This window comes from Actinorugispora endophytica, assembly GCF_004363075.1.
Lineage (GTDB): Bacteria > Actinomycetota > Actinomycetes > Streptosporangiales > Streptosporangiaceae > Actinorugispora > Actinorugispora endophytica.
Genome location: NZ_SNYN01000005.1, coordinates 22706 through 41909 on the forward strand (window position 1 = coordinate 22706; position 19204 = coordinate 41909).

Consider the following 19204-nt stretch of genomic DNA (forward strand, 5'->3'; position numbering starts at 1 on the left):
CGTCGCGGGATGATGGGACGCCGAACGTCCGGTGCGGCGACGGGCCCGGGGACGGGCGGCACCGGTTCCGACCGTTTTGGAGGAGGCGCGGATGTCCCAGGCCGGGAGAGAACCGAAGGTGGCCGTGGTCACCGGGGCCAGCAGCGGCATCGGCGCCGCCACCGCCCGGGGGCTCGCCGAGGCGGGCTACCGGGTGGTGCTGGCGGCCCGCAGGAAGGACCGGATCGCGGAGCTCGAACGGGAGCTGGTCGAGCGGGGGCTCGACGCGCGGGCGCACGCGCTGGACGTCACCGACGCGGACGCGGTCCGGGAGTTCGCCGCCTCCCTGGAGCGGGTGGACGTGCTGGTGAACAACGCCGGGGGCGCGGTCGGGGGCGACACGGTGGAGGCGGGCGACCCCGCCGACTGGCAGGCGATGTACGACGTCAACGTGCTGGGGGTGCTGCGCGTGACGCAGGCGCTGCTGCCCGGCCTGCGCGCGTCCGGGGACGGGACCGTCCTCGTGCTCTCCTCCACCGCCGGGTTCACCCCCTACGAGGGCGGCGGCGGGTACGTCGCGGCCAAGCACGGCGCGCACGTGATCGCCGCGACGCTGCGGCTGGAGCTGTGCGGCGAGCCCGTCCGGGTGATCGAGATCGCCCCCGGCATGGTCCGCACCGAGGAGTTCTCGCTCAACCGCTTCCACGGCGACGCGGACCGGGCGGCGGCCGTGTACGAGGGCGTGGCCGAACCGCTCACCGCCGAGGACGTGGCCGACACCGTGGTCTGGTCCGTGACCAGGCCCTCCCACGTCAACATCGACCTCCTGGTGGTGCGCCCCCGCGCCCAGGCCGCCCAGCACAAGGTCCACCGCGAGCCCCGGGCCTGACCGCCGGTCCCGGCCTCTCCGGGGCCCCAGGCGCGGCCGGAACCCCGGAACGGCCGGGACCGGTGACGGGAAAGCGGACGGGAACCGGCCGCAATAGCGGGCATGATCGCGGTCATGGGAAACCACACCGTGCTCGGACGCAGGGCCCTCAACCGGGCCACCCTCGACCGTCAGCTGCTGCTGCGCCGCTCGGGGCTGTCCGTCCCCCGGGCACTGGAGCACCTGGTCGGCCTCCAGGCCCAGACCCCGCACACGTGGTACATCGGGCTGTGGAGCAGGCTGGCGGACTACGACCCCCACGCCACCGGGCGGCTGCTGACCGACCGGGGCGCGGTGCGGACGGCGCTGATGCGCTCGACCATCCACATGGTCACCGCGGCCGACGCCCTGCGGCTGCGACCGGTCCTGGGGCCGGTGATCGAGCGCGGGCTGACCGGTCCGGACCTCGGCGCCCTGGCCGAGGCGGGCCGGGCGCTGGTCGAGGAGAGGCCGCTGACCTTCAAGGAGCTGGGCCGCGCGCTCGCCGAGCGGTGGCCGGACGGCGACCCCGCCGCCATGACCCAGGCGGTCCGCGCGCTGGTGCCGCTGGCGCAGGTCCCGCCGCGCGGGGTGTGGGGCCGGAGCGGGAGCGTCGCCCACACGTCGGTGGAGGCGTGGCTCGGGCGGCCGGTGGACGCCGCCGCCACGCGCGAGGAGCTGGTCCTGCGCTATCTGGCCGCGTTCGGTCCCGCCACGGTCCGCGACGCGCAGACCTGGAGCGGGCTGACCCGGCTGGCGGAGGTCTTCGACGGGCTCCGGCCCCGGCTCGCGGTCTTCCGCGACGAGGACGGGCGCGAGCTGTTCGACCTGCCCGACGCGCCCCGCCCCGACCCGGACACGCCCGCGCCGGCGCGCTTCCTGTACGACTTCGACAACCTGCTGCGCTCGCACGCGGACCGCCGCCGCGTCATGACCGTGGACTTCGCCGACCAGGGCTTCGAGATCAGGAACGGCCAGCCGCCGCACGCGGTGCTCGTCGACGGCGTCGTCGCCGCGACATGGAAGGCGGCCGCCGCGCGCGGGACGGCGGCACTGACCGTCCGCCCGTTCCGCGCGCTGACGACCGCGGAGAAGGAGGAGCTGCACGCCGAGGGCGCCCGCCTGCTGGCCTTCCTCGAACCGGGAGCCGGGACCCGGGACGTGGTGTTCGAGACGCCCCGGCCGGGCTGACCCTCGGAGTGCCCCTCCTCAGAGCGCGTGCTCTCCCCGGGACTCCTGCCGTCCCCGGGTTCCCTGCTTCGGGGCGCGCAGCCCCTCCTGGGCGTCGGCGCGGCCCGACGCGTAGGACGGCTCGGGCTCGGACGACCAGCCGACGGTCAGACCGTAGATGACCAGCAGGTCGATGGCGATGACCGCCAGGGACCACCACGGGTAGGCGGCGATGAAGGCCAGCTGGGTGATGGCGTTGACGGCGGCGAACACGATGCCGAGGACGCGCGCCCAGTTCTGCCTGCTGGCCAGGGAGAACCCCGTGGCCAGGAGGAGCAGCCCCCACACCACCAGGCCGATGCCCCACAGGGTGAAGCCGAAGAAGAGGACGTCGCCTTCCGCTGCGAGGAGGTAGGTGGGCATGAACATGGTGATGACGCCCTGGATGAGGTTGATCGCGCCCACCATCAGCAGCATGGTCGCCGCGAAGATCACCCATCCGTTCTGAGTGCGGTTCATTGTCGTCCCTTCCCATCACGGCCTTGACGGCACCGGGAACCGGTGGCGGCCGCGTCTTCCGGCCGTCACCGCCGGCGTCGGGAACGGGTGGAACGGGATCCGAGGCCCCGGGGTCCCCCGCTCCTGTTGGGAGCCTCCCCCGGGCCGGGGAGAGGGTTCGTCCCGAAAGGGCAACGAGTTCGCAAAACACGCCTGTCCGGCGCGGCCCGGCCGGGCCGCGCCGGAGGGTGCCGGTCAGTGCCGGTCAGGCGTGCCGGCCGGTCAGGGCGTCGCGCATCCGGTCGACCAGTCCGGCCCCGGGGTCGAGCAGGCGGTTCAGGGGCGGGGTGTCGGGGGCGCCGGGGTGCGGCCGGGTCGGCGCCTTCCGCTTGGCCTGCATGACCTTCTCCCCCAGCTGCTGGAGCTCCTGCGGGGTGCACGCCTCGCGCAGCCGCGGCAGCAGGTCCGCCTCCTCGTCCTGGATGTGGTGGCGGATGTCGGCCATCAGCGTCCGCAGGAGCGCCTCGAACCGGGGCTCGGAGGGGTCGAGGCCGTCCAGCTCCTTCATCACGCGCTCGGCCTCGGCGTGCTCCTCGAGCTCGTGGTCGGCGATCCGGTCGCCGTCGGGCAGCATCCTGCGCGCCGCCGGGTACATGTGCTGCTCCTCGGCGACCGAGTGGCGGACCAGCTCGGCGATCACGTGGTCCACGAGCTTCTTGCGGTGGTCGGGCGCCATCGAGCCCGTCTCCAGCTCGGTGAAGACCCGCTCGACGTCGCGGTGGTCGGAGATGATCACGTCGATGAGGTCCGGGTTCTGCTTGGGCACGGTCATTGTCTCTCCCAGGTCCGTACTCGCCAGGTCAGCGGGTACGACTGCCCCCGGACGCGGACGGCGAACCCGGGAGTTCACCCGGAATCCGTCTGGAATCGGCAGCGGAGGAGGGGGAAAGGCCGCATACCGGCCTTTTCCGCGTCGAAACCACGGCCTGCGGAGGAGGGCGAGAGCCGGGGTTACGGCCTCTCCGGCGCGGCGGCGGGGTGCAGTCCGGAGGAGCCGCGGCGGTGGCAGCCCAGAAGGTGGGTGTCGATCATGCCGATCGCCTCCATCAGGGCGTGCGCGGTGGTGGGGCCGACGAACCGGAAGCCGCGTGAGCGCAGGTCCTTGGCGAGGGCGTGCGAGGCGGGCGTGTGCGCGGGCACCTCGGCGGCGGTGCGCGGCTCGGGGGTCCGCTCGGGCTTGTGCGACCAGATCAGGGCGTCGAGTCCGCCCTGCTCGCGCAGGGCCAGGACGGCGCGGGCGTTGGCGCGGGCCGCGGTGATCTTGGCGCGGTTGCGCACGATCCCCGCGTCGCCCATGAGCCGTTCGACGTCGGCGTCGGTGTAGGCCGCGACGGCTTCGGGGGCGAAGTCGGCGAAGACGGCGCGGAAGGCGGGGCGCTTGGCCAGGATCGTCAGCCAGCTCAGGCCCGACTGGAACGCCTCCAGGCTGATCCGCTCGAACAGCGCCTGCTCGCCGCGGACCGGCAGGCCCCACTCGGTGTCGTGGTAGGCCCGGTTCAGCGGGTGGGCGGCGGCCCACGGACAGCGTCCGAGACCGTCCTCTCCGACGACCGCCGACCCGTCGGAGGGCGCGGCGGGGGACGCGGTGGTGCTCGTTGCCATGGACTCGTTCGTCTCCTGGTCGGTGGGACGCGGTTCGGCGGCGGGCGGTCAGGCCATGCCGGTGACCCGCATGGTGATGTTCAGGCGGCCCGTCGCCAACCCGCTGGCCGGGTCGGCGGTGCCCGGCAGGACCCGGAGGACGCCGTGGTAGGCGAACCGGGACGGGCCGCCGAAGACGAAGAGGTCGCCCGAGGCGAGTTCGACGTCGGTGTGGGGCCGGTTCCGGCTCTCGGTGTTGCCGAAGCGGAAGACGCAGGTGTCGCCGATGCTCAGTGACACCACCGGATCGTCGGCCCGCTCGTCCTTGTCCTGGTGCATGCCCAGACGCGCCTGGTCGTCGTAGTGGTTGACCAGCGCGACGTCGGGCGCGTAGGCGCGGGCGGCCTCGGCGTCGCCGTAGGCGTCGGCCACGGCCCGGCGGCCGAGCTCCGCCAGCCAGCCGGGGAGCGGCGCGACCCGGCGCCCTCCCGCGTCGTCGGCGGTGCGGGTGTACCGGTAGGGCTGCCAGTGCCAGCCCAGGCACACGGTGCGCACCGACATCCGGCGCCCGTTGGGCAGTCTCGCGGCGCGGATCGGCACCGGCGCCGTCGCCCAGGCCCGGCAGGCCGCGACGATCTCGCGTCGGCGGTCCGGGTCCAGCCAGCCGGGGACGTGCACGGCCCCGGGGGCGATCTCGGCGCGGGGACGCGGCAGCAGCGGCTCCATCCCGGTCCTCCTCACCCGGCTCCGGGGGCCCGCCCCCGGCCGCCGGTACGGCGCTGTGGTGGGATCGAGGCTATGGCCATTCTCCCGGAGGAGCACACCGTCCGCACCTCCCGCCCGGAGCGGGCGGTGGAGGCGGTCGTCCGGGAGCCCGGCTGCGGGGTGGTCCGTGGCGGAGTCGGGCCCCGGGAGGCCACCGCGAGGTACGGGTCTCAGGGGCCTCGTCGAACGCTTCGGAAACGCGGTGGTGCCCCGGGCCGGCCCGGCTCCGTTCGGATCGGGCGGCCGCGCGGCCGCGCGGTGGGGCTCGTGGCCCACGCCGAGAATGGTAAACGCTTTCCGTTAGCGGCGGAAGGGGTGGCGGGAGAAAGCCGCCCGTGGGCGCGGGTGTGCGGCGGCGGTTTCCCCGAGGCCGGATTCCGTGACGGATAGCGCAGTGTTCACCGCTTTCGGTGACTTCGCCGGGGGAGGGAGAGGCGCCGGTCACAAATAGGGCATTGACACCGCTGTGAAGCGGTGTTAAAAACTGATAATCATATCGTCTGGATAGCGCTTACCGAGACGATTCGAGCCGTCCATCCCTGTGTCCTCGACCACGCCGAAGTTCAGCTGACCCTCTCCACAACCCATGACGAGAGCGCACCGGACCGCACCGCACACCTCCGCGGCCCCGGTGACCGGGCCTCCCGGCCCGCTGCCTCCCCCCGCACGGCGGAGGCGCCTCGTCGAAGGCACCGCACAGCCGAAGGGAAACACCAGCATGCGCGTACACTCCGGCGGAGGCCGCCGAGCCGGCCGTCGCAGAACCCTCCTGACCACCGCGTCCGCGGTCGCGGCACTGGTCATGGCCGCCTCCGCCTGCTCGGGATCGGGTGGTGACGACGGCACGGTCGAACTCCGCTTCTCCTGGTGGGGCTCCGACGAGCGCCAGGCCACCATGCTGAAGGTCATCGAGAACTTCGAGGCGGACAACCCCGACATCCGGATCATGGGGGAGAGCACCGACTGGTCGTCGTACTGGGACCGCCTGGCCACCAGCACCGCGGCCAGCGACGCGCCCGACATCCTCATGCAGGAGGAGCGCTACCTGCGCGAGTACGCGGACCGAGGCGCGCTCATGAACCTCGACGAGGCCGAGGGCCTGGACCTGTCGAAGATCGACCCGCTGGTCGCCGAGAGCGGCGACCTGGACGGGCAGACCTTCGGCGCGGCCACCGGCGTCAACGCCTACTCCATCCTCGCCGACCCCGAGGCGTTCGAGGCCGCCGGAGTCGAGATGCCCGACGACGACACGTGGACCTGGGCCGACTACGTCGAGACCGCCGGGCAGATCTCCGAGGGCAGCGACGGCGAGTACGCCGGCGCCCAGAGCATGAGCTACAACGAGACCGGGCTCCAGGTCTTCGCCCGCCAGCGCGGGGAGAACCTCTACACCGAGGACGGCGGCCTCGGCCTCTCCGAGGAGACGGTGGAGGCGTGGTTCCAGGTCACCCAGGACCTGCTGGACAACGGCGGCCAGCCCGACGCCTCCCGGAGCGTGGAGATCCAGGCGGGCGGCATCGACCAGTCGGTCGTGGCCACCAACGAGGGCGCCATGGCGCACTTCTGGAGCAACCAGCTCGGCAACGTGTCCGAGTCGGCCGGCCGCGACATCCAGCTGCTGCGCTACCCGGGCGAGACCGAGTCCGAGCGGACCGGCATGTTCTTCAAGCCGGCCATGTTCTACACGATCTTCTCGGGGACCGAGCACCCTGAGGAGGCCGCCCGCTTCGTCGACTACATGCTCAACGACCCGGCCGCGGCCGATCTGCTCCTGGCCGACCTGGGGCTGCCCGCCAACACCGAGGTGCGCGAGAGCATCCTCGACGACCTGCCCGAGGGCGACGCGCGGATGGCCGACTTCATGAGCGAGATCGAGCCCTCGATCGTGGACGGCAACCCGCCCGCCCCGATCGGCGCCAGCCAGGTCGTGGAGATCAGCAGCCGCGTCAGCGACAGGCTCGCGTTCGGCGAGATCACCCCGGCGGAGGCCGCCGAGCAGTTCATGACCGAGGTCGAGGCGGCCATCGGAAACCCCTGATCCCCTCTCCCCGACGCGGTCCCGGTGCGGGGACTCCCTTCCCCCGCGCCGGGACCGCGCAGGAGGACAGCGGGCATCGAACCCGACAGCCGGGGCGGCCCGCACGCCGCCCGACCGACGAAAACGAAACATGAGGACGTCCATGACCTCCCCTGCCGGAGCGGCCACGCAGGACCGCATCACCAGCGTCACGATCTCCTCGGTCACCCTCCCCCTGGCCACGCCCATCAGCGACGCCAAGGTCCTCACGGGGCGCCAGCGCCCGATGACCGAGGTCGCGATGCTCTTCGCCGAGATCACCACGGAGGCCGGCCACGAGGGCGTCGGGTTCGGCTACTCCAAGCGGGCCGGGGGCCGGGGGCAGTTCGCCCACGCCCGGGAGGTGGCCTCCGTCCTGCTGGGCGAGGACCCCAGCGACATCGGGAAGATCTGGGACAAGCTCGTCTGGGCCGGGGCGTCGGTGGGCCGCAGCGGGCTGTCCACCCAGGCCATCGCGCCCTTCGACATCGCCCTGTGGGACCTCAAGGCCAAGCGGGCGGGCCTGCCCCTGGCCAAGCTCCTCGGCAGCTACCGGGACTCGGTGCGCTGCTACAACACCTCGGGCGGCTTCCTGCACGCGCCCATCGAGGAGGTCCTGGAGAAGTCGGCCGAGTCCGTGGCCAACGGCATCGGCGGCATCAAGATCAAGGTCGGCCAGCCCGACAGCGCCACGGACCTCGCCCGGGTCAGGGCGGTGCGCGAGCACCTGGGGGACGGGGTCCCGCTGATGGTCGACGCCAACCAGCAGTGGACGCGCGCCGACGCCCAGCGCATGTGCCGGGCCTTCGAGGAGTTCGGACTGGTCTGGATCGAGGAGCCCCTCGACGCCTACGACTTCGAGGGGCACGGGCGCCTGGCCGCCACGTTCGACACGCCGATCGCCACCGGCGAGATGCTCGCCGGCGTCGCCGAGCACGCGGAGCTGATCCGGCACGGGGGAGCGGACATCATCCAGCCGGACGCGCCCCGGATCGGCGGGATCACACAGTTCCTCCAGGTCATGGCGATGGCGGAGCGGCGCAACCTCCAGTTGGCCCCGCACTTCGCCATGGAGGTCCACATCCACCTGGCGGCGGCCTACCGGCACGAGTCCTGGGTGGAGCACTTCGAGTGGCTCGACCCCCTCTTCAACGAGCACCTGGAGATCTCGGACGGCCGCATGCACCTCTCGGACCGCCCCGGCCTGGGCGTGACCCTGAGCGACCGGGCGCGCGAGTGGACGGTCGACACCCACGAGGCCAGGGCCTGAGGCCCCGGCGGGACAGGACGGCGGGCCGGGACGCGTGGGCCCCGGCCCGCCGCCCGCACCGGACCGGACCGCCCCGGTTTCCACGGCCCCGTGCGGTGGCTCCACCCGCCCTTGCGGCTCGTGTCCGGACACGGCGCCTCCGGGCGGGACCGTCTACTTCTGCTCGGGGGTCCTGATGCCGTTGGGCGGGACTCCGACCGGGGACCGGGGGGACAGGACGATTTCGGTGATGGCCCGGCCATCGGCGGCCGTGACCGCGGCCGTCCAGGAGCCCAGGTCGATCTCCGCGCCCGGTTCGCCGGGGATGCGGCCGAGCAGGGTGATGAGCAGCCCCGCCACGGTGACGTAGTTGCCCTCGGGCAGGGCTTCGACGCGCACGTCGAGGTCGGGCAGGTCGTGCACGGGGAACGTTCCGGGTATCCGGATGGAGCCGTCGTCCCGGTGGGTCGCGGTGCGGATGTCGGAGTCGGTCTCGTCGTAGATGTCGCCGACGATCTCCTCCAGCAGGTCCTCCAGACTCACGATGCCGTCGACCGAACCCGTCTCGTCGATGACGAACGCGAGCTGCTGGCGTCCGGCCGTCATGTGCTCCAACGCCAGTGAGACGGGAAGGGAGTCGGGCAGCAGCAGCGGGGTCCGGGCCAACTCCCCGGCGGTGCCCCGGCCGCGCAGCAGGTCCGACCAGTGCACGACCCCCACGATGTCGTCGAGGTCGTCGTCCTCCACGACCGGCGCGCGCGAGTGTCCGTGCTCGGCGAGGAGGAGGACGGCGTCCTGGGCCGACAGGCCCGCGGAGACGACGTCGACCTCGCGGCGCGGCACCAGGACCTGGCGCAGCCGACGGTCGTTGATCTCGAACGCGCCGGCCAGGATGGTGCGCTGCTCGGGTGTCATGCCCGGCTGGGTGGAGATGATGTCGCGCAGCTCCTCCTCGGAGACCTCCTCCTTGCCCGCGTCGGGATCGCCGCCGCTCAGGCGTACCACGAGGTCGGTGGACGCGCTGAGCAGCCACACCGCCGGGCGGGAGAGCACCGCGACCAGGTTCAGCGGGCGTGCCACCAGCAGCGCCCACGCCTCGGCGCGCTGCATGGCGACGCGCTTGGGGGCGAGTTCGCCGAAGACCAGCGTGACGAAGGTGAGCGCAACGGTGACCAGCACGATCGCGACCGGCCCGGCCGCGGCGCCCAAGAGGGGACTCAACGGGGGGATGAGGGGGTCGGCCAAGGCCACCGCCGCGGTCGCCGAGGCGAGGAACCCCGCCAGGGTGATGCCGATCTGGATGGTGGCCAGGAACCGGTTGGGGTCGCGTGCCAGCCGTGCCACCAGCTGTCCTCCGGCTCCGCGCGTCTCCAGTCTCTTCAACTGGCTCTCGCGCAGCGTGATCAACGCGATCTCGCTGCCCGCGAAGGCCGCGTTCAACACGACCAGGACCAGGACGAGGCCGATCTGGACCCCGTAGCTCTCCATGAGACCTCTTCGGACGTCGGTACCAGGGCACGTACCCAGAGGAGCGAGCGGGCAAAACACCGGCACCACGTGTCACCGCGCGCTTTCACGCCTCCGGTGGCGGCGCCGGGCGGGTGAGGGCGGCGGCCGCACCCGCCCGGCGCGGCACTGCCGGGCCCCGGGCGAGGGCTACTCCTCCTCTTCCTCCTCGGCCTCCTCGCCTTCGAACATGTCCCCGATCTCGTCGACGACCTCGGCGGCGACGTATCCGGCCGCCAGTCCTCCCGCGACCCCCAGGGCGACGCCGCCCAGGCCGCCGAGCGCCCCGCCGCGCTCCTCCGCCTGGTGGTAGCCGTCGTATCCGTGGTCCGGCTGCTCGTCGTGGCCCCGGCCGTATCCGCCGAAGAGCCCGCGGTGCCGTTCCAGGGCCTCGGTGATCCACGCGTCGACCTGGGCGGCCCAGTCCACGTGGTCGGTGTGGGCGTGCTCGACGCGGAAGCGGCCGTACAGGTCCTGCCCCTCGGTGAACATGCCCCCGCGCTTGTCGAACTCGATGACCACGTCCACGCCGTGGGGGTCGGCGACGAAGCTGAGTTCGACCTCCCCGATCTCGTGGGCGTAGTGGGGCGCCGGGTGGAACTCGATCTCCTGGAAGAACGGGGACTGCTGCGCGGTCCCGGCCAGGTGGCCGATCTCGATGTCGGTGTGCTTGAGGCCGAACCCCAGGCGGGCGAACGCCTCCAGGACCCGGTCCTGGGCGGGCAGCGGGTGGACGTGGACGCGGTCCAGGTCGCCCTTGTCCGCGGCCCGGTCGATGACGACCTCGGTGCGCAGCCCGAGCCCGCTCCCGGGCAGGAGGCCGCCGCCCGCGTCGGTGAGGGGCGCGTCCCAGGGCACGGGATAGGAGAACGGGATGGCGCGGTGTTCCCCGGCGGCGAGCCGGAACGCGCCGGCAACGGGGACCCGGGCGAACTCCGCGCCGACCTCGTGCTCCCCGCCGTCCGACTCGGCCTCGACGTTGGCGGCCAGGCACAGCGCGATCTCCTCGATCAGCACGTCGCTGTCGCCGCCGGAGAGTTCGACGCGCCCCTCGATCGCCGCGCCGGGGCGGGTGTGCGGGGAGGTCAGTACGGTGTCGACGCTGGGGCCGCCGACGCCGAAAGCCATGAGCAAACGCTTGAAGACCATGCCGTCCTTCTTGTCAGGGGGTGGCGGAGCACGGGCGGCCCGCCGTTCCGCCACGGAGCGGGCGGGCCGGGTCACGCCGTGTCGTGCACTCCGACCAACGGTCCGCCCCGGTCGGTGGTTCCGACGTAGCCGGTCGGGCGGGGGAAAGGGACTGTGGGACTCCGGGAGTCCGCGTGTGCGGCGTGTCCAGGACCCTGACCCGGTCTAGGGGGAGGCCGGCGTTGGGCGGCCCGCAGCGCCGCCACGTCCACGGCCTCCTCCGCGTCCATGTCCTGGCGGGCCTGTTCAGGGCTCGAAGTGAGGCTTCTGTTGATGGTCTTGGGCTTTCTGCCCGTTTCGGGGCCTGGAAGGGCGGAAAGCTCAAGACCATCCCGAGCGAGGGCGGAACCGGCCCTCGGGTTTCCGGCGGCGGGGAGGGCGCGGCGAGGCGGCCTGGTGACTGCCCTGTGCCCGCTGGAGACCAGGCGGGGCCGATCCCCGTGGTTGATGCCGCCGAACCCCGGGCTGTCACTTCCTGTTGCCAGAGGTGTCCGCCCCCCCGGAGATCTCCGGGGTTGTCTCCGGTTCTCCGGTCACAAGCTGGCCGCTTCCTGCTTCTTCCTCTCGTCGAGAAGAGGAGTGTTGTGTCGGACTCTGGAAAGCGGGACGCGCGGAATCCGCGTGCGGACCGGCTCGTTCGCGGGACGACCAAGGTCGTGGTCCTGGGAGTGGCCGTGGTCGCCGCGGTGGTGTCCTACCGCCACGCGTTCGCGGTGGTCAGCTCGTACGGCGGGGACGGGATTACCGCGTTCGTGATCCCTTTGACGATCGACGGACGGGTGTACGCCTCGTCGATGGTCCTGCTCGACGCCGCGCGCAACAAGGTGCCGACCCCGGTCCTGGCGTGGCTGCTGCTGGGGTGGGGGATCACCGCCGCCCTCGCGGCCAACGTCGCCCACGGTGTCCAGCACGGCCCGATCTGCGCCGTGGTGGCCGCCTGGCCCGCCGCCGTCCTGGTCGGCTGCTACGAGATGCTGATGTGGCTGGTGAGGGCTGACGCCAAGAGGCCGGTGGGCCGGTCCGGGGTGGATCTGGACCAGCGGGCTCCGGCCGCCCACCGCGAAAGCGTCGAGGCCGGGGAACGTCTCTCCGAAAGGAGACTCGCGGAGATGTCCGGCAGACCACGCCGCTGGGCCCGATCCGTCATCGAGGAGAGCTGTTCGATGAAGAAAAAATCCGGTCATTCTTTCCTGGCCGGTCGCCGCATCACTCCCCATGCCGGAGACCTCATAGTTATGGCGATGTGGGTGGTTCCACCAACCTGGCAAGTGCGGGGAAAGGAGATCTCGGATCTCCCCGAGAGCCGTGTTTGAAATTTGTGCACTTTTGGGTGTTTTGACTGATTTTTGGAAAGTGAATGAAATAAGGGCTGAGACCTGGTAGATTCCCAGGTCATTCAGGGTGCTCCCCGCGCACGCGGGGATGGTCCCTATCGCGTGAGAAGGCCCTCCGCAACCGGTTCGTGCTCCCCGCGCACGCGGGGATGGTCCGCCTCGTCGGCGCCCATGTAGTGGGCGACCCCGTGCTCCCCGCGCACGCGGGGATGGTCCACTGGGTCCAGCAGTCGTCCTCGGCGGCTTCGAGTGCTCCCCGCGCACGCGGGGATGGTCCCCCACACTCCCCGCTGCGAGGCCAGGCGGGGACGTGCTCCCCGCGCACGCGGGGATGGTCCCAGGAGAACCAATGACCAACCTCCCCCCCCGGCCGTGCTCCCCGCGCACGCGGGGATGGTCCCCGTGCTGACGATGCTCGCCGACGTCCTCGTCGGTGCTCCCCGCGCACGCGGGGATGGTCCCCCGGCAGCGCGCTCCTCCAGGGCGGCGATCCGGTGCTCCCCGCGCACGCGGGGATGGTCCCAGCAGCAGCGACCCGGCGGCCGCGATCGTGCTGTGCTCCCTGCGCACGCGGGGATGGTCCCGGCATCCGGGGCGCGATCTCCGCCGCGTGGTCGTGCTCCCCGCGCACGCGGGGATGGTCCCGGCGCTCTTCGCCCTGGTCAGATATCGAACGCTGGTGCTCCCCGCGCACGCGGGGATGGTCCCGGTGGCTCTCCGGTCGGGCTGGTGACGCGCCGGTGCTCCCCGCGCACGCGGGGATGGTCCCGCGCGCGCGACCGACGAACCGGGCGCCGGTGCGTGCTCCCCGCGCACGCGGGGATGGTCCCCGGCGGTGATCGCTTTCGGACGAACCGGCTCGGTGCTCCCCGCGCACGCGGGGATGGTCCCGACGCCTGGACGTAGGACCCGGCCTTGTGGGTGGTGCTCCCCGCGCACGCGGGGATGGTCCCGCGGCACGTGACGAAGCTCAGCGGGGCGAGGAGTGCTCCCCGCGCACGCGGGGATGGTCCCTGGATGAACCCGTTGGTGAGCGTCGCGGGTGGGTGCTCCCCGCGCACGCGGGGATGGTCCCTCGGGAGCCCCCAGAGGCGGTAGACGCACCGGGTGCTCCCCGCGCACGCGGGGATGGTCCCCGGTCGCATGAGGCGTTCGAGGTCGCGGCCGAGTGCTCCCCGCGCACGCGGGGATGGTCCCCGTCATCGACCTGTCCAACGGGGCCGCCACCAGTGCTCCCCGCGCACGCGGGGATGGTCCCCAGCAGATCCAGCTTCAGCAGGGGCTCGGATAGTGCTCCCCGCGCACGCGGGGATGGTCCGCAGTAGACTTCATCTCCATTTCCCGGCACTGGGTGCTCCCCGCGCACGCGGGGATGGTCCCGTGTGGGCGCTCCTAGGGTCGTGGGAGGAGCGGTGCTCCCCGCGCATGCGGGGATGGTCCCGCCTATGAGGGGCGGGGCTGGGACGGGATCGGGTGCTCCCCGCGCACGCGGGGATGGTCCTTGCCGGCGACACGTGAATACTGGTTCTGGCGCGGATTCGGTGAAGCTTCTACGCTAACGGGGCTGCGCCCGCGATGATGCGAGGCGTCCCTCTCTTTCCTATCCGGCCTGTTCTTTCCCCACCTGGCCGGGCTCCGGATCATCCGGGCCTGCCGCAGCGGCCGCTCCGTGCGCATCATCGCCGCCACCTCGCGTGCGGCCACCTGTCCGACCTGCGTGACCCCTTCAAGGCGAGTCCACAGCCGCTACGAACGCCACTCGGCCGACACCCCTCGCCTGCCAGGACCCGCCACGGCGCGAAAGGCCGACCCCGGACCGGAACCGGTCGGGGTGCCCTCGCCCCAACGCCGGGGGCGGATCGTCGAGTGCGCCCGTGCCCGCCACGCCCAGGTGCGCCACCCGCGTCAGCAAGGAAAGGCAGGGATGGAGATCACCTGCCAGCTGGACCAGGCACGCAACATCGTGCGCCGCTTCGTTCGCGTCGCCAACCCCGAGGAGCTGTTCGGACGCGAGGGGACCGGCACGCCCCCCACCGCCGTAGGTCCCTTCGATCCCTACCTGTGTAGGCGCTTCACCGAAGGGTGCCAGAACGCGACCGTGCTGTGGGCCGAGTTCAAGCAGCAGGGCCGTCGCGGAAGCTACGCGAGCGCGCTGTGATGCGATCCGTCCGTGACGTGCCCGGCTCTCCCCACCGCCCCGCGGGGGTGTTCGGCGCTCCCTCCGGTGATCTTGACCTTTTCGGGGTCTCAGAGACGGTTGAGGCCCCGAAAAGGTCAAGATCACCGGGAGGAACGGACACCACGGACATCGGAGAGGGGGCCGGAGGGCCGCGCGTGTCCGCCGGGTGTCCGTGACGCGGCGGTCCGAGGGCCGGTTCTGCTCTGACCCGGAATGATCATGGGCTTTCTGCCCTTCCAGGCCCCGAAACAGGCAGAAAGCCCAAGACCGTCAACGAAACCCTCACGCGACGGACATGATGGGCGCTCGTCGCCGTGCCTTGTCCGCGAGCAGAAGGCGGGAAAGCAGCGGCGATTACCCTCTGTGGCCAGTTGTCGTGACAGAGGTCACGGTGGGGGCGTTCGCGGGGTGTCCGGTTTCCGGGGTCGGCGGGGGGCTGGCGAGGCGGCCTTGTGACTGCCTTGTGACTGCCGACGGGAGTGAATCGGACGAAAACGACAAAACCTGGGGCTTCTCGATCTTTCACGATGCGAGAAACCCCAGGTCGGAGCGCGGAGGATCGGGGATTTGAACCCCGGAGGGGCGTGAACCCCAACCGCATTAGCAGTGCGGCGCCATCGACCTGACTAGGCGAATCCTCCTGGCTGGGACCAGCCTACAGAGAGAAGTGCGCAAGGTGCAAAACGAAAGCGGGAACGGGGCGGCGCGCGGGGTCAGGGAGCGGTGCGTTCGATGATCAGGTCGGCGTCGTGGCGGAGCTTGGCGACGGCGCGCGAGACGGTGCTCTTGACGGTTCCCACGCTCACCCCCAGAGCGGAGGCGATCTCGGCCTCGGACATGTCCTCGTAGTAGCGCAGCACGACGGCGAGGCGCTGGCGGTCGGGCAGGCGTCGGATGGCGCGGCCGACGGCGTCGGCCAGGTCGGTGCGCCAGGTCGGGTCGTCCATCCGCTGCTCGGGGATCTCGTCGGTGGGGTAGACGTCCAGGTGCTTGCGCCGCCACTCGGAGATCTGGGTGTTGACCATCGCGCGGCGCACGTAGCCGTCCCGGGCGTGCGGGCTGGAAATGCGCTCCCAGGCGAAGAAGGTCTTGACCAGCGCTGCCTGCAGCAGGTCCTCGGCGTCGGCGTGGTTGCCGGTCAGTGACAACGCCATGCGCTGCAACGCGGGGCCGCGGCGCTGCACGTAATCGGAGAACTCCTCGTATCTGGTTTGCCGCGTTGCCTCGTCCACACGACCACCGACCCGGTTCGCGTACCGGCGACTCGCGTTCCGGCACGTGCTCTCGATCACACTTCCACGGTCCTCACTCTGGCACGGGCCGTGTAACCGTTTGCTCTGGCCAACGCCATCTTCCGACAAACCGGACTTCCCCGTGGGAACGGAACGCGGGCGGCGCGGCCGTTCCGGACCGGGGGCGCCGCCGTGCCGTCCCCGCGCGCCGGGCGTGTCCTCGATCCCCCGGTCCAACAGCGGAGGACCGGCCGACGCGGTCGGGGGGTGGTGGAATGGGCGCGGCCCCGCGTCCGCCCGTCGGGCGGGCACCGGCCGCTCCGTTGAGGGAAAATGGGGACGATTCCCGCTGTGCGCGGGCCAAAGGACCGACACCGGACAAGTTCGGGCACATCGACCGGGGGGCGCCCATGACAGCGGAGACACAGGACCGCCGCAGGCTCACCGCCGCGCTGCTGGGCCCCGACGCGGCGCCGGTCCCGGACGGGCCGCCCGCCAACGTCTTCCGGGGCGCGCTGGTCGACGTCGGCCCGCACCTGCTCACCCTCGCCACCCCGGACGGGGAGCGGCGCTTCGTCCTCACCGAGGAGACCGCCTTCTGGCGCGGCGGCGGTTCGGCGTTCCACGAGCTGCGGCCCGGAGAGGACGTGATCGTGCGCTGCGCCCTCGGCTCCCACTGGGTCGCCGAGCGGGTCTGGGCCGGTCTCGCCCGCGTCACCGGGGTGATCACCGCCGTGGACGGCGACGCCCTGGAGGTCGCCACCGGGCACGACCGCGCCCCCGCAGCCGTCGTCATCCCCTACCGGGCGTCCGGCCGGATGCAGGTGCGGCACCCGCGGCTGGAGCCGGGCTACCTGTTCGACGCCATCGGGGTCTGGGACGGCGACACCGTCCGCGCGCTCCTGCCCGCCACCTCGCAGCCGCCCTATCCGGCGGCCGAGGCGCCCCGGCGGCCCGCCGTGCGCCGCGGCTCCATGCGGGTGTCGGGCATGGTCTCCTGGTACGACCCGGCGCTCGGCCGCGCCACCGGCGGGAACCCGCTCGCCATGCGCACGGGCCTCGCCTACCCCGCGCTGGACCGGGGCGCCGACTGCGGTCCCGGGTGCGACCGGGCCACCGCGTGCGCGCCGCTGCCGCTGCTGTCCCTCGGCGCGACGGTGCGGCTGACCAACGACTGCACCGGTGGGGCGGCGGCCCTGCCGGTCGTCGCCTGCGGTGCGGCCGCCAGCCACTTCTGCGACCGCTGCGTCGCCTGCGACTCCCAGGAGCGCGGACGCGTCGCCCAGCTGACGCTGGCCTCCTTCGTGGCCCTGGGCGGACAGCCCGAGGCCGGATGCTTCAACGCGACCCTGACGGCGGGCTGAACCGTGATCGAGACCATCCGTGAGATCCAGGCGCCGCTCCTGGCCGCCGTGCTGCTGCTCGGCGCGCTCGCCAAGGCCGTGGACCGTACGGCGCAGGGCCCCGCCGCGCTGCTGCCCGCCCGGGTCCGGCGGCCGTTCTCGCTGGCGCACGCGGGCGTCGAGGCGGCCCTGGCGGTGGCGCTCCTGGTGCTCGCAGGGCCGTTCAACGACCTCGCCCGGGGGGCCACGGCGGTCCTGTTCGCCGTCGGACTGGCGACCCTCTACCAGCTGCGCAAGCGCGACCCGGAGATGGGGTGCGGCTGCTTCGGGGGTCTGAGCACCGAGCCGGTCGGCTGGCGCAGCATGACCCGGTGCGGGCTGTTCACCGCCGCCGCGGCGGGAGCCGTCGGGCTGCCCGGTTCCGGACTCGCGGCGCTGTCGGACCCCACCCCCTGGCACGGCGTCGCACTGCTCGCGGAGGCCGCCGTGATCGCGGTGCTCTCGCCCGAACTCGGGGAGATCGCGACGAGGCTGCGGCACCCGGTCCCGTGCGAGCTGCGCGAGGCCCCGCCGCGGCGGTCGCTGCGGCGACTGCGCCTCAGCCCTTCGTGGAGCGCCCACCGCCCGCTGCTGGCCTCGACCGAGCCGGTCGACATGTGGCGGCACGGCTGCTGGTGGTTCGCGCGGTTCGCGGGTGAACGCGAGGGGCGCGCGGTCGACGTGGTGTTCGCGGTGGAGGTGGGCGGCCTGCGTCCCGCCGTGCGCGCGGCGGTCACCGACGCGTACGAGGACGCCCCGCGCGCCGGATCGGAGGACGCCCCGCCGGTCGGCACAGGGGCCGCGTGCCCGAACGCGCCCTCCGACGCGTCACGGTGACCCGGGGACTTCCCGGTCCGGTGGAAACGCGACGGGGCCGCGCGGCCGCCTGTCTCGGTGTTCCGGGGAGGCCGGCGGCACCGCGAGCTCCTCGTCGGCCTCGGACACGGCGGAGCGCACGTCGTCGGCGGTGATCGGACTGCGCAGCGCGAGGTCCCACACGGCTTTTCCGTAGGCCTGCACAAGGAACGGGTGGCCGCCGGACGCCTCGTACAGCGCCTCCAGGGCGTCGGCGTCGAACCGCGCGCCCTCGGCGAGCGCGGGGGCGGTGAGCGCGTGGTCGGCGGCGGACCGGCTGAGCCGGTCGACGCGGGCGTACCGGAAGAGCCGCTCGGAGTACCCCTTGCCCGCCGAGAGCACCGCCGGGAGGTGCGGAAGCCCCGCGCCCACCAGGACCAGCGGGCCGCCGTTCTGGGCGAGCTCGTGGCAGGCCGCGCAGAGCGCGGAGACGTCCGCCGCTGGCACGTCCTGGAGTTCGTCGACGAACAGCGCGATGCCCGCGCCGAGGTCCGCGGCCACCGACGCGGCGTCCAGGAGCAGCTCCGACAGGTCGGTCTCGAGGTCGCCGGAGTCCGCGCGGCCGGGCACGGCCGCCGCGTCGGTCCCCGGACCTCGGCGCGGCCCCGCCTGGGCCGCCCGGTCGGATCCGTCGCCGGTCCCGGCCCGCGCGAACGACGCGAGGACGCCCAGCGCGTGCTCGATCCGCTCGGGGGCCCGGTGCCGTGGGGCGAGCGCGCGCAGCGCCGTGCGCACGGCGGCCGCGATGGGCTGCCGGACGGAGCGGCCGGGGCGGGCCTCGATCCTGCCGGTGCCCCACGTTCGCTGGACCGCCATCGACCGGAAGGTGTTGAGCAGGACGGTCTTGCCCGACCCGCGCGGCCCGGTGAGGATCACGCCGCGCTCGGGGCGTCCGTGCGCCACCCGTTCGAGCAGGACCCCGAACCGCTGGATCTCGCGTTCGCGGCCGGCGAGCTCGGGCGGGTGCTGGCCGGCGCCGGGGGTGTACGGGTTGCGCACGGGGTCCACCGAGCCGCTCTCGGAGCCCCGGTCCAGTGCGGCCTCGAGGGAGCGGTAGAAGGCCGCGGACGAGCGCGCCCCCCAGTCGATCCGCTGGAGGGCCCGACGCTCGTTCGGGTGGAAGGAGTGGAGGGAAGGGTGCTGTCCCGCCACGCCGGACCGGATCGCCGTGCGGCCCCGCGTGGGCGCTGCCGTGGTCATGCTCCCCTTCCCTCCACTCTGTGTCGAACGCGTGTTCGAACGAGTTTCACTGTAGTGGATCGG

General features: G+C 72.8%; 16 protein-coding genes, 1 tRNA gene and 1 CRISPR repeat array. Of the genes, 8 read left to right on the forward strand and 9 right to left on the reverse strand.

What is annotated here, in order from left to right; all coding sequences use genetic code 11:
* Positions 1-91 precede the first annotated feature (91 nt).
* On the forward strand, positions 92-868 hold the full coding sequence (locus EV190_RS08970) for an SDR family oxidoreductase (RefSeq protein ID WP_133741031.1): 777 nt from the start codon (positions 92-94) through the stop codon (positions 866-868).
* Positions 869-982: 114 nt separating this feature from the next.
* The gene (locus EV190_RS08975; RefSeq protein WP_208113121.1) at positions 983-2077 is read left to right on the forward strand and encodes a winged helix DNA-binding domain-containing protein; all 1095 of its coding nucleotides are present in this window, start codon (positions 983-985) and stop codon (positions 2075-2077) included.
* 18 nt (positions 2078-2095) lie between these two features.
* On the opposite strand, the gene EV190_RS08980 is transcribed toward EV190_RS08975, so the two are convergent.
* The 4 genes from EV190_RS08980 to EV190_RS08995 all read right to left on the reverse strand — a co-directional run bounded on the left by EV190_RS08980 (position 2096) and on the right by EV190_RS08995 (position 4921).
* Positions 2096-2575, reverse strand: coding sequence for a DUF7144 family membrane protein (locus tag EV190_RS08980; protein WP_133741033.1), 480 nt, complete (start codon positions 2573-2575; stop codon positions 2096-2098).
* A 244-nt stretch (positions 2576-2819) separates the two neighbouring features.
* Entirely contained in the window at positions 2820-3386 is a 567-nt protein-coding gene (locus EV190_RS08985; protein WP_133741034.1) for a hemerythrin domain-containing protein, read from the reverse strand.
* A gap of 179 nt (positions 3387-3565) precedes the next feature.
* The gene (locus EV190_RS08990; RefSeq protein WP_133741035.1) at positions 3566-4216 is read right to left on the reverse strand and encodes a DNA-3-methyladenine glycosylase I; all 651 of its coding nucleotides are present in this window, start codon (positions 4214-4216) and stop codon (positions 3566-3568) included.
* 48 nt (positions 4217-4264) lie between these two features.
* Positions 4265-4921, reverse strand: coding sequence for an alpha-ketoglutarate-dependent dioxygenase AlkB family protein (locus tag EV190_RS08995; RefSeq protein ID WP_133741036.1), 657 nt, complete (start codon positions 4919-4921; stop codon positions 4265-4267).
* A 757-nt stretch (positions 4922-5678) separates the two neighbouring features.
* Here EV190_RS08995 and EV190_RS09000 point away from each other — a divergent pair.
* Entirely contained in the window at positions 5679-6998 is a 1320-nt protein-coding gene (locus EV190_RS09000) for an ABC transporter substrate-binding protein (RefSeq protein ID WP_133741037.1), read from the forward strand.
* 142 nt (positions 6999-7140) lie between these two features.
* Complete coding sequence (locus EV190_RS09005) at positions 7141-8286, forward strand: L-talarate/galactarate dehydratase (RefSeq protein WP_133741038.1); 1146 nt, start codon at positions 7141-7143, stop codon at positions 8284-8286.
* A gap of 153 nt (positions 8287-8439) precedes the next feature.
* Here EV190_RS09005 and EV190_RS09010 read toward each other — a convergent pair whose 3' ends face one another.
* The gene (locus EV190_RS09010) at positions 8440-9753 is read right to left on the reverse strand and encodes a hemolysin family protein (RefSeq protein ID WP_133741039.1); all 1314 of its coding nucleotides are present in this window, start codon (positions 9751-9753) and stop codon (positions 8440-8442) included.
* A 168-nt stretch (positions 9754-9921) separates the two neighbouring features.
* A complete protein-coding gene (locus EV190_RS09015) occupies positions 9922-10920 on the reverse strand; it encodes a sporulation protein (protein ID WP_133741040.1) in 999 nt (332 codons plus the stop codon).
* Between the two features lie 695 nt (positions 10921-11615).
* On the opposite strand from EV190_RS09015, the gene EV190_RS09020 reads away from it, so the two are divergent.
* Positions 11616-12272: a DUF2637 domain-containing protein gene (locus tag EV190_RS09020; protein ID WP_133741254.1), complete on the forward strand. Its 657-nt coding sequence runs from the start codon at positions 11616-11618 to the stop codon at positions 12270-12272.
* Positions 12273-12360: 88 nt separating this feature from the next.
* A CRISPR array of direct repeats spans positions 12361-13795; the repeat unit is 29 nt; unit sequence GTGCTCCCCGCGCACGCGGGGATGGTCCC.
* 422 nt (positions 13796-14217) lie between these two features.
* Positions 14218-14451: a hypothetical protein gene (locus EV190_RS09025; protein WP_133741041.1), complete on the forward strand. Its 234-nt coding sequence runs from the start codon at positions 14218-14220 to the stop codon at positions 14449-14451.
* 573 nt (positions 14452-15024) lie between these two features.
* On the opposite strand, the gene EV190_RS09030 is transcribed toward EV190_RS09025, so the two are convergent.
* Positions 15025-15113: transfer RNA gene (locus EV190_RS09030), tRNA-Ser, on the reverse strand.
* A gap of 72 nt (positions 15114-15185) precedes the next feature.
* The gene (locus EV190_RS09035; protein ID WP_133741042.1) at positions 15186-15704 is read right to left on the reverse strand and encodes a SigE family RNA polymerase sigma factor; all 519 of its coding nucleotides are present in this window, start codon (positions 15702-15704) and stop codon (positions 15186-15188) included.
* A gap of 410 nt (positions 15705-16114) precedes the next feature.
* On the opposite strand from EV190_RS09035, the gene EV190_RS09040 reads away from it, so the two are divergent.
* Complete coding sequence (locus EV190_RS09040; protein WP_133741043.1) at positions 16115-17068, forward strand: hypothetical protein; 954 nt, start codon at positions 16115-16117, stop codon at positions 17066-17068.
* Positions 17069-17071: 3 nt separating this feature from the next.
* On the forward strand, positions 17072-17923 hold the full coding sequence (locus EV190_RS09045) for a MauE/DoxX family redox-associated membrane protein (protein WP_133741044.1): 852 nt from the start codon (positions 17072-17074) through the stop codon (positions 17921-17923).
* Here the strand turns inward: EV190_RS09045 and EV190_RS09050 are convergent.
* The gene (locus EV190_RS09050; protein WP_133741045.1) at positions 17915-19141 is read right to left on the reverse strand and encodes an ATP-binding protein; all 1227 of its coding nucleotides are present in this window, start codon (positions 19139-19141) and stop codon (positions 17915-17917) included. The two genes, EV190_RS09045 and EV190_RS09050, sit on opposite strands and share 9 nt — an antisense overlap.
* Positions 19142-19204 lie beyond the last annotated feature (63 nt).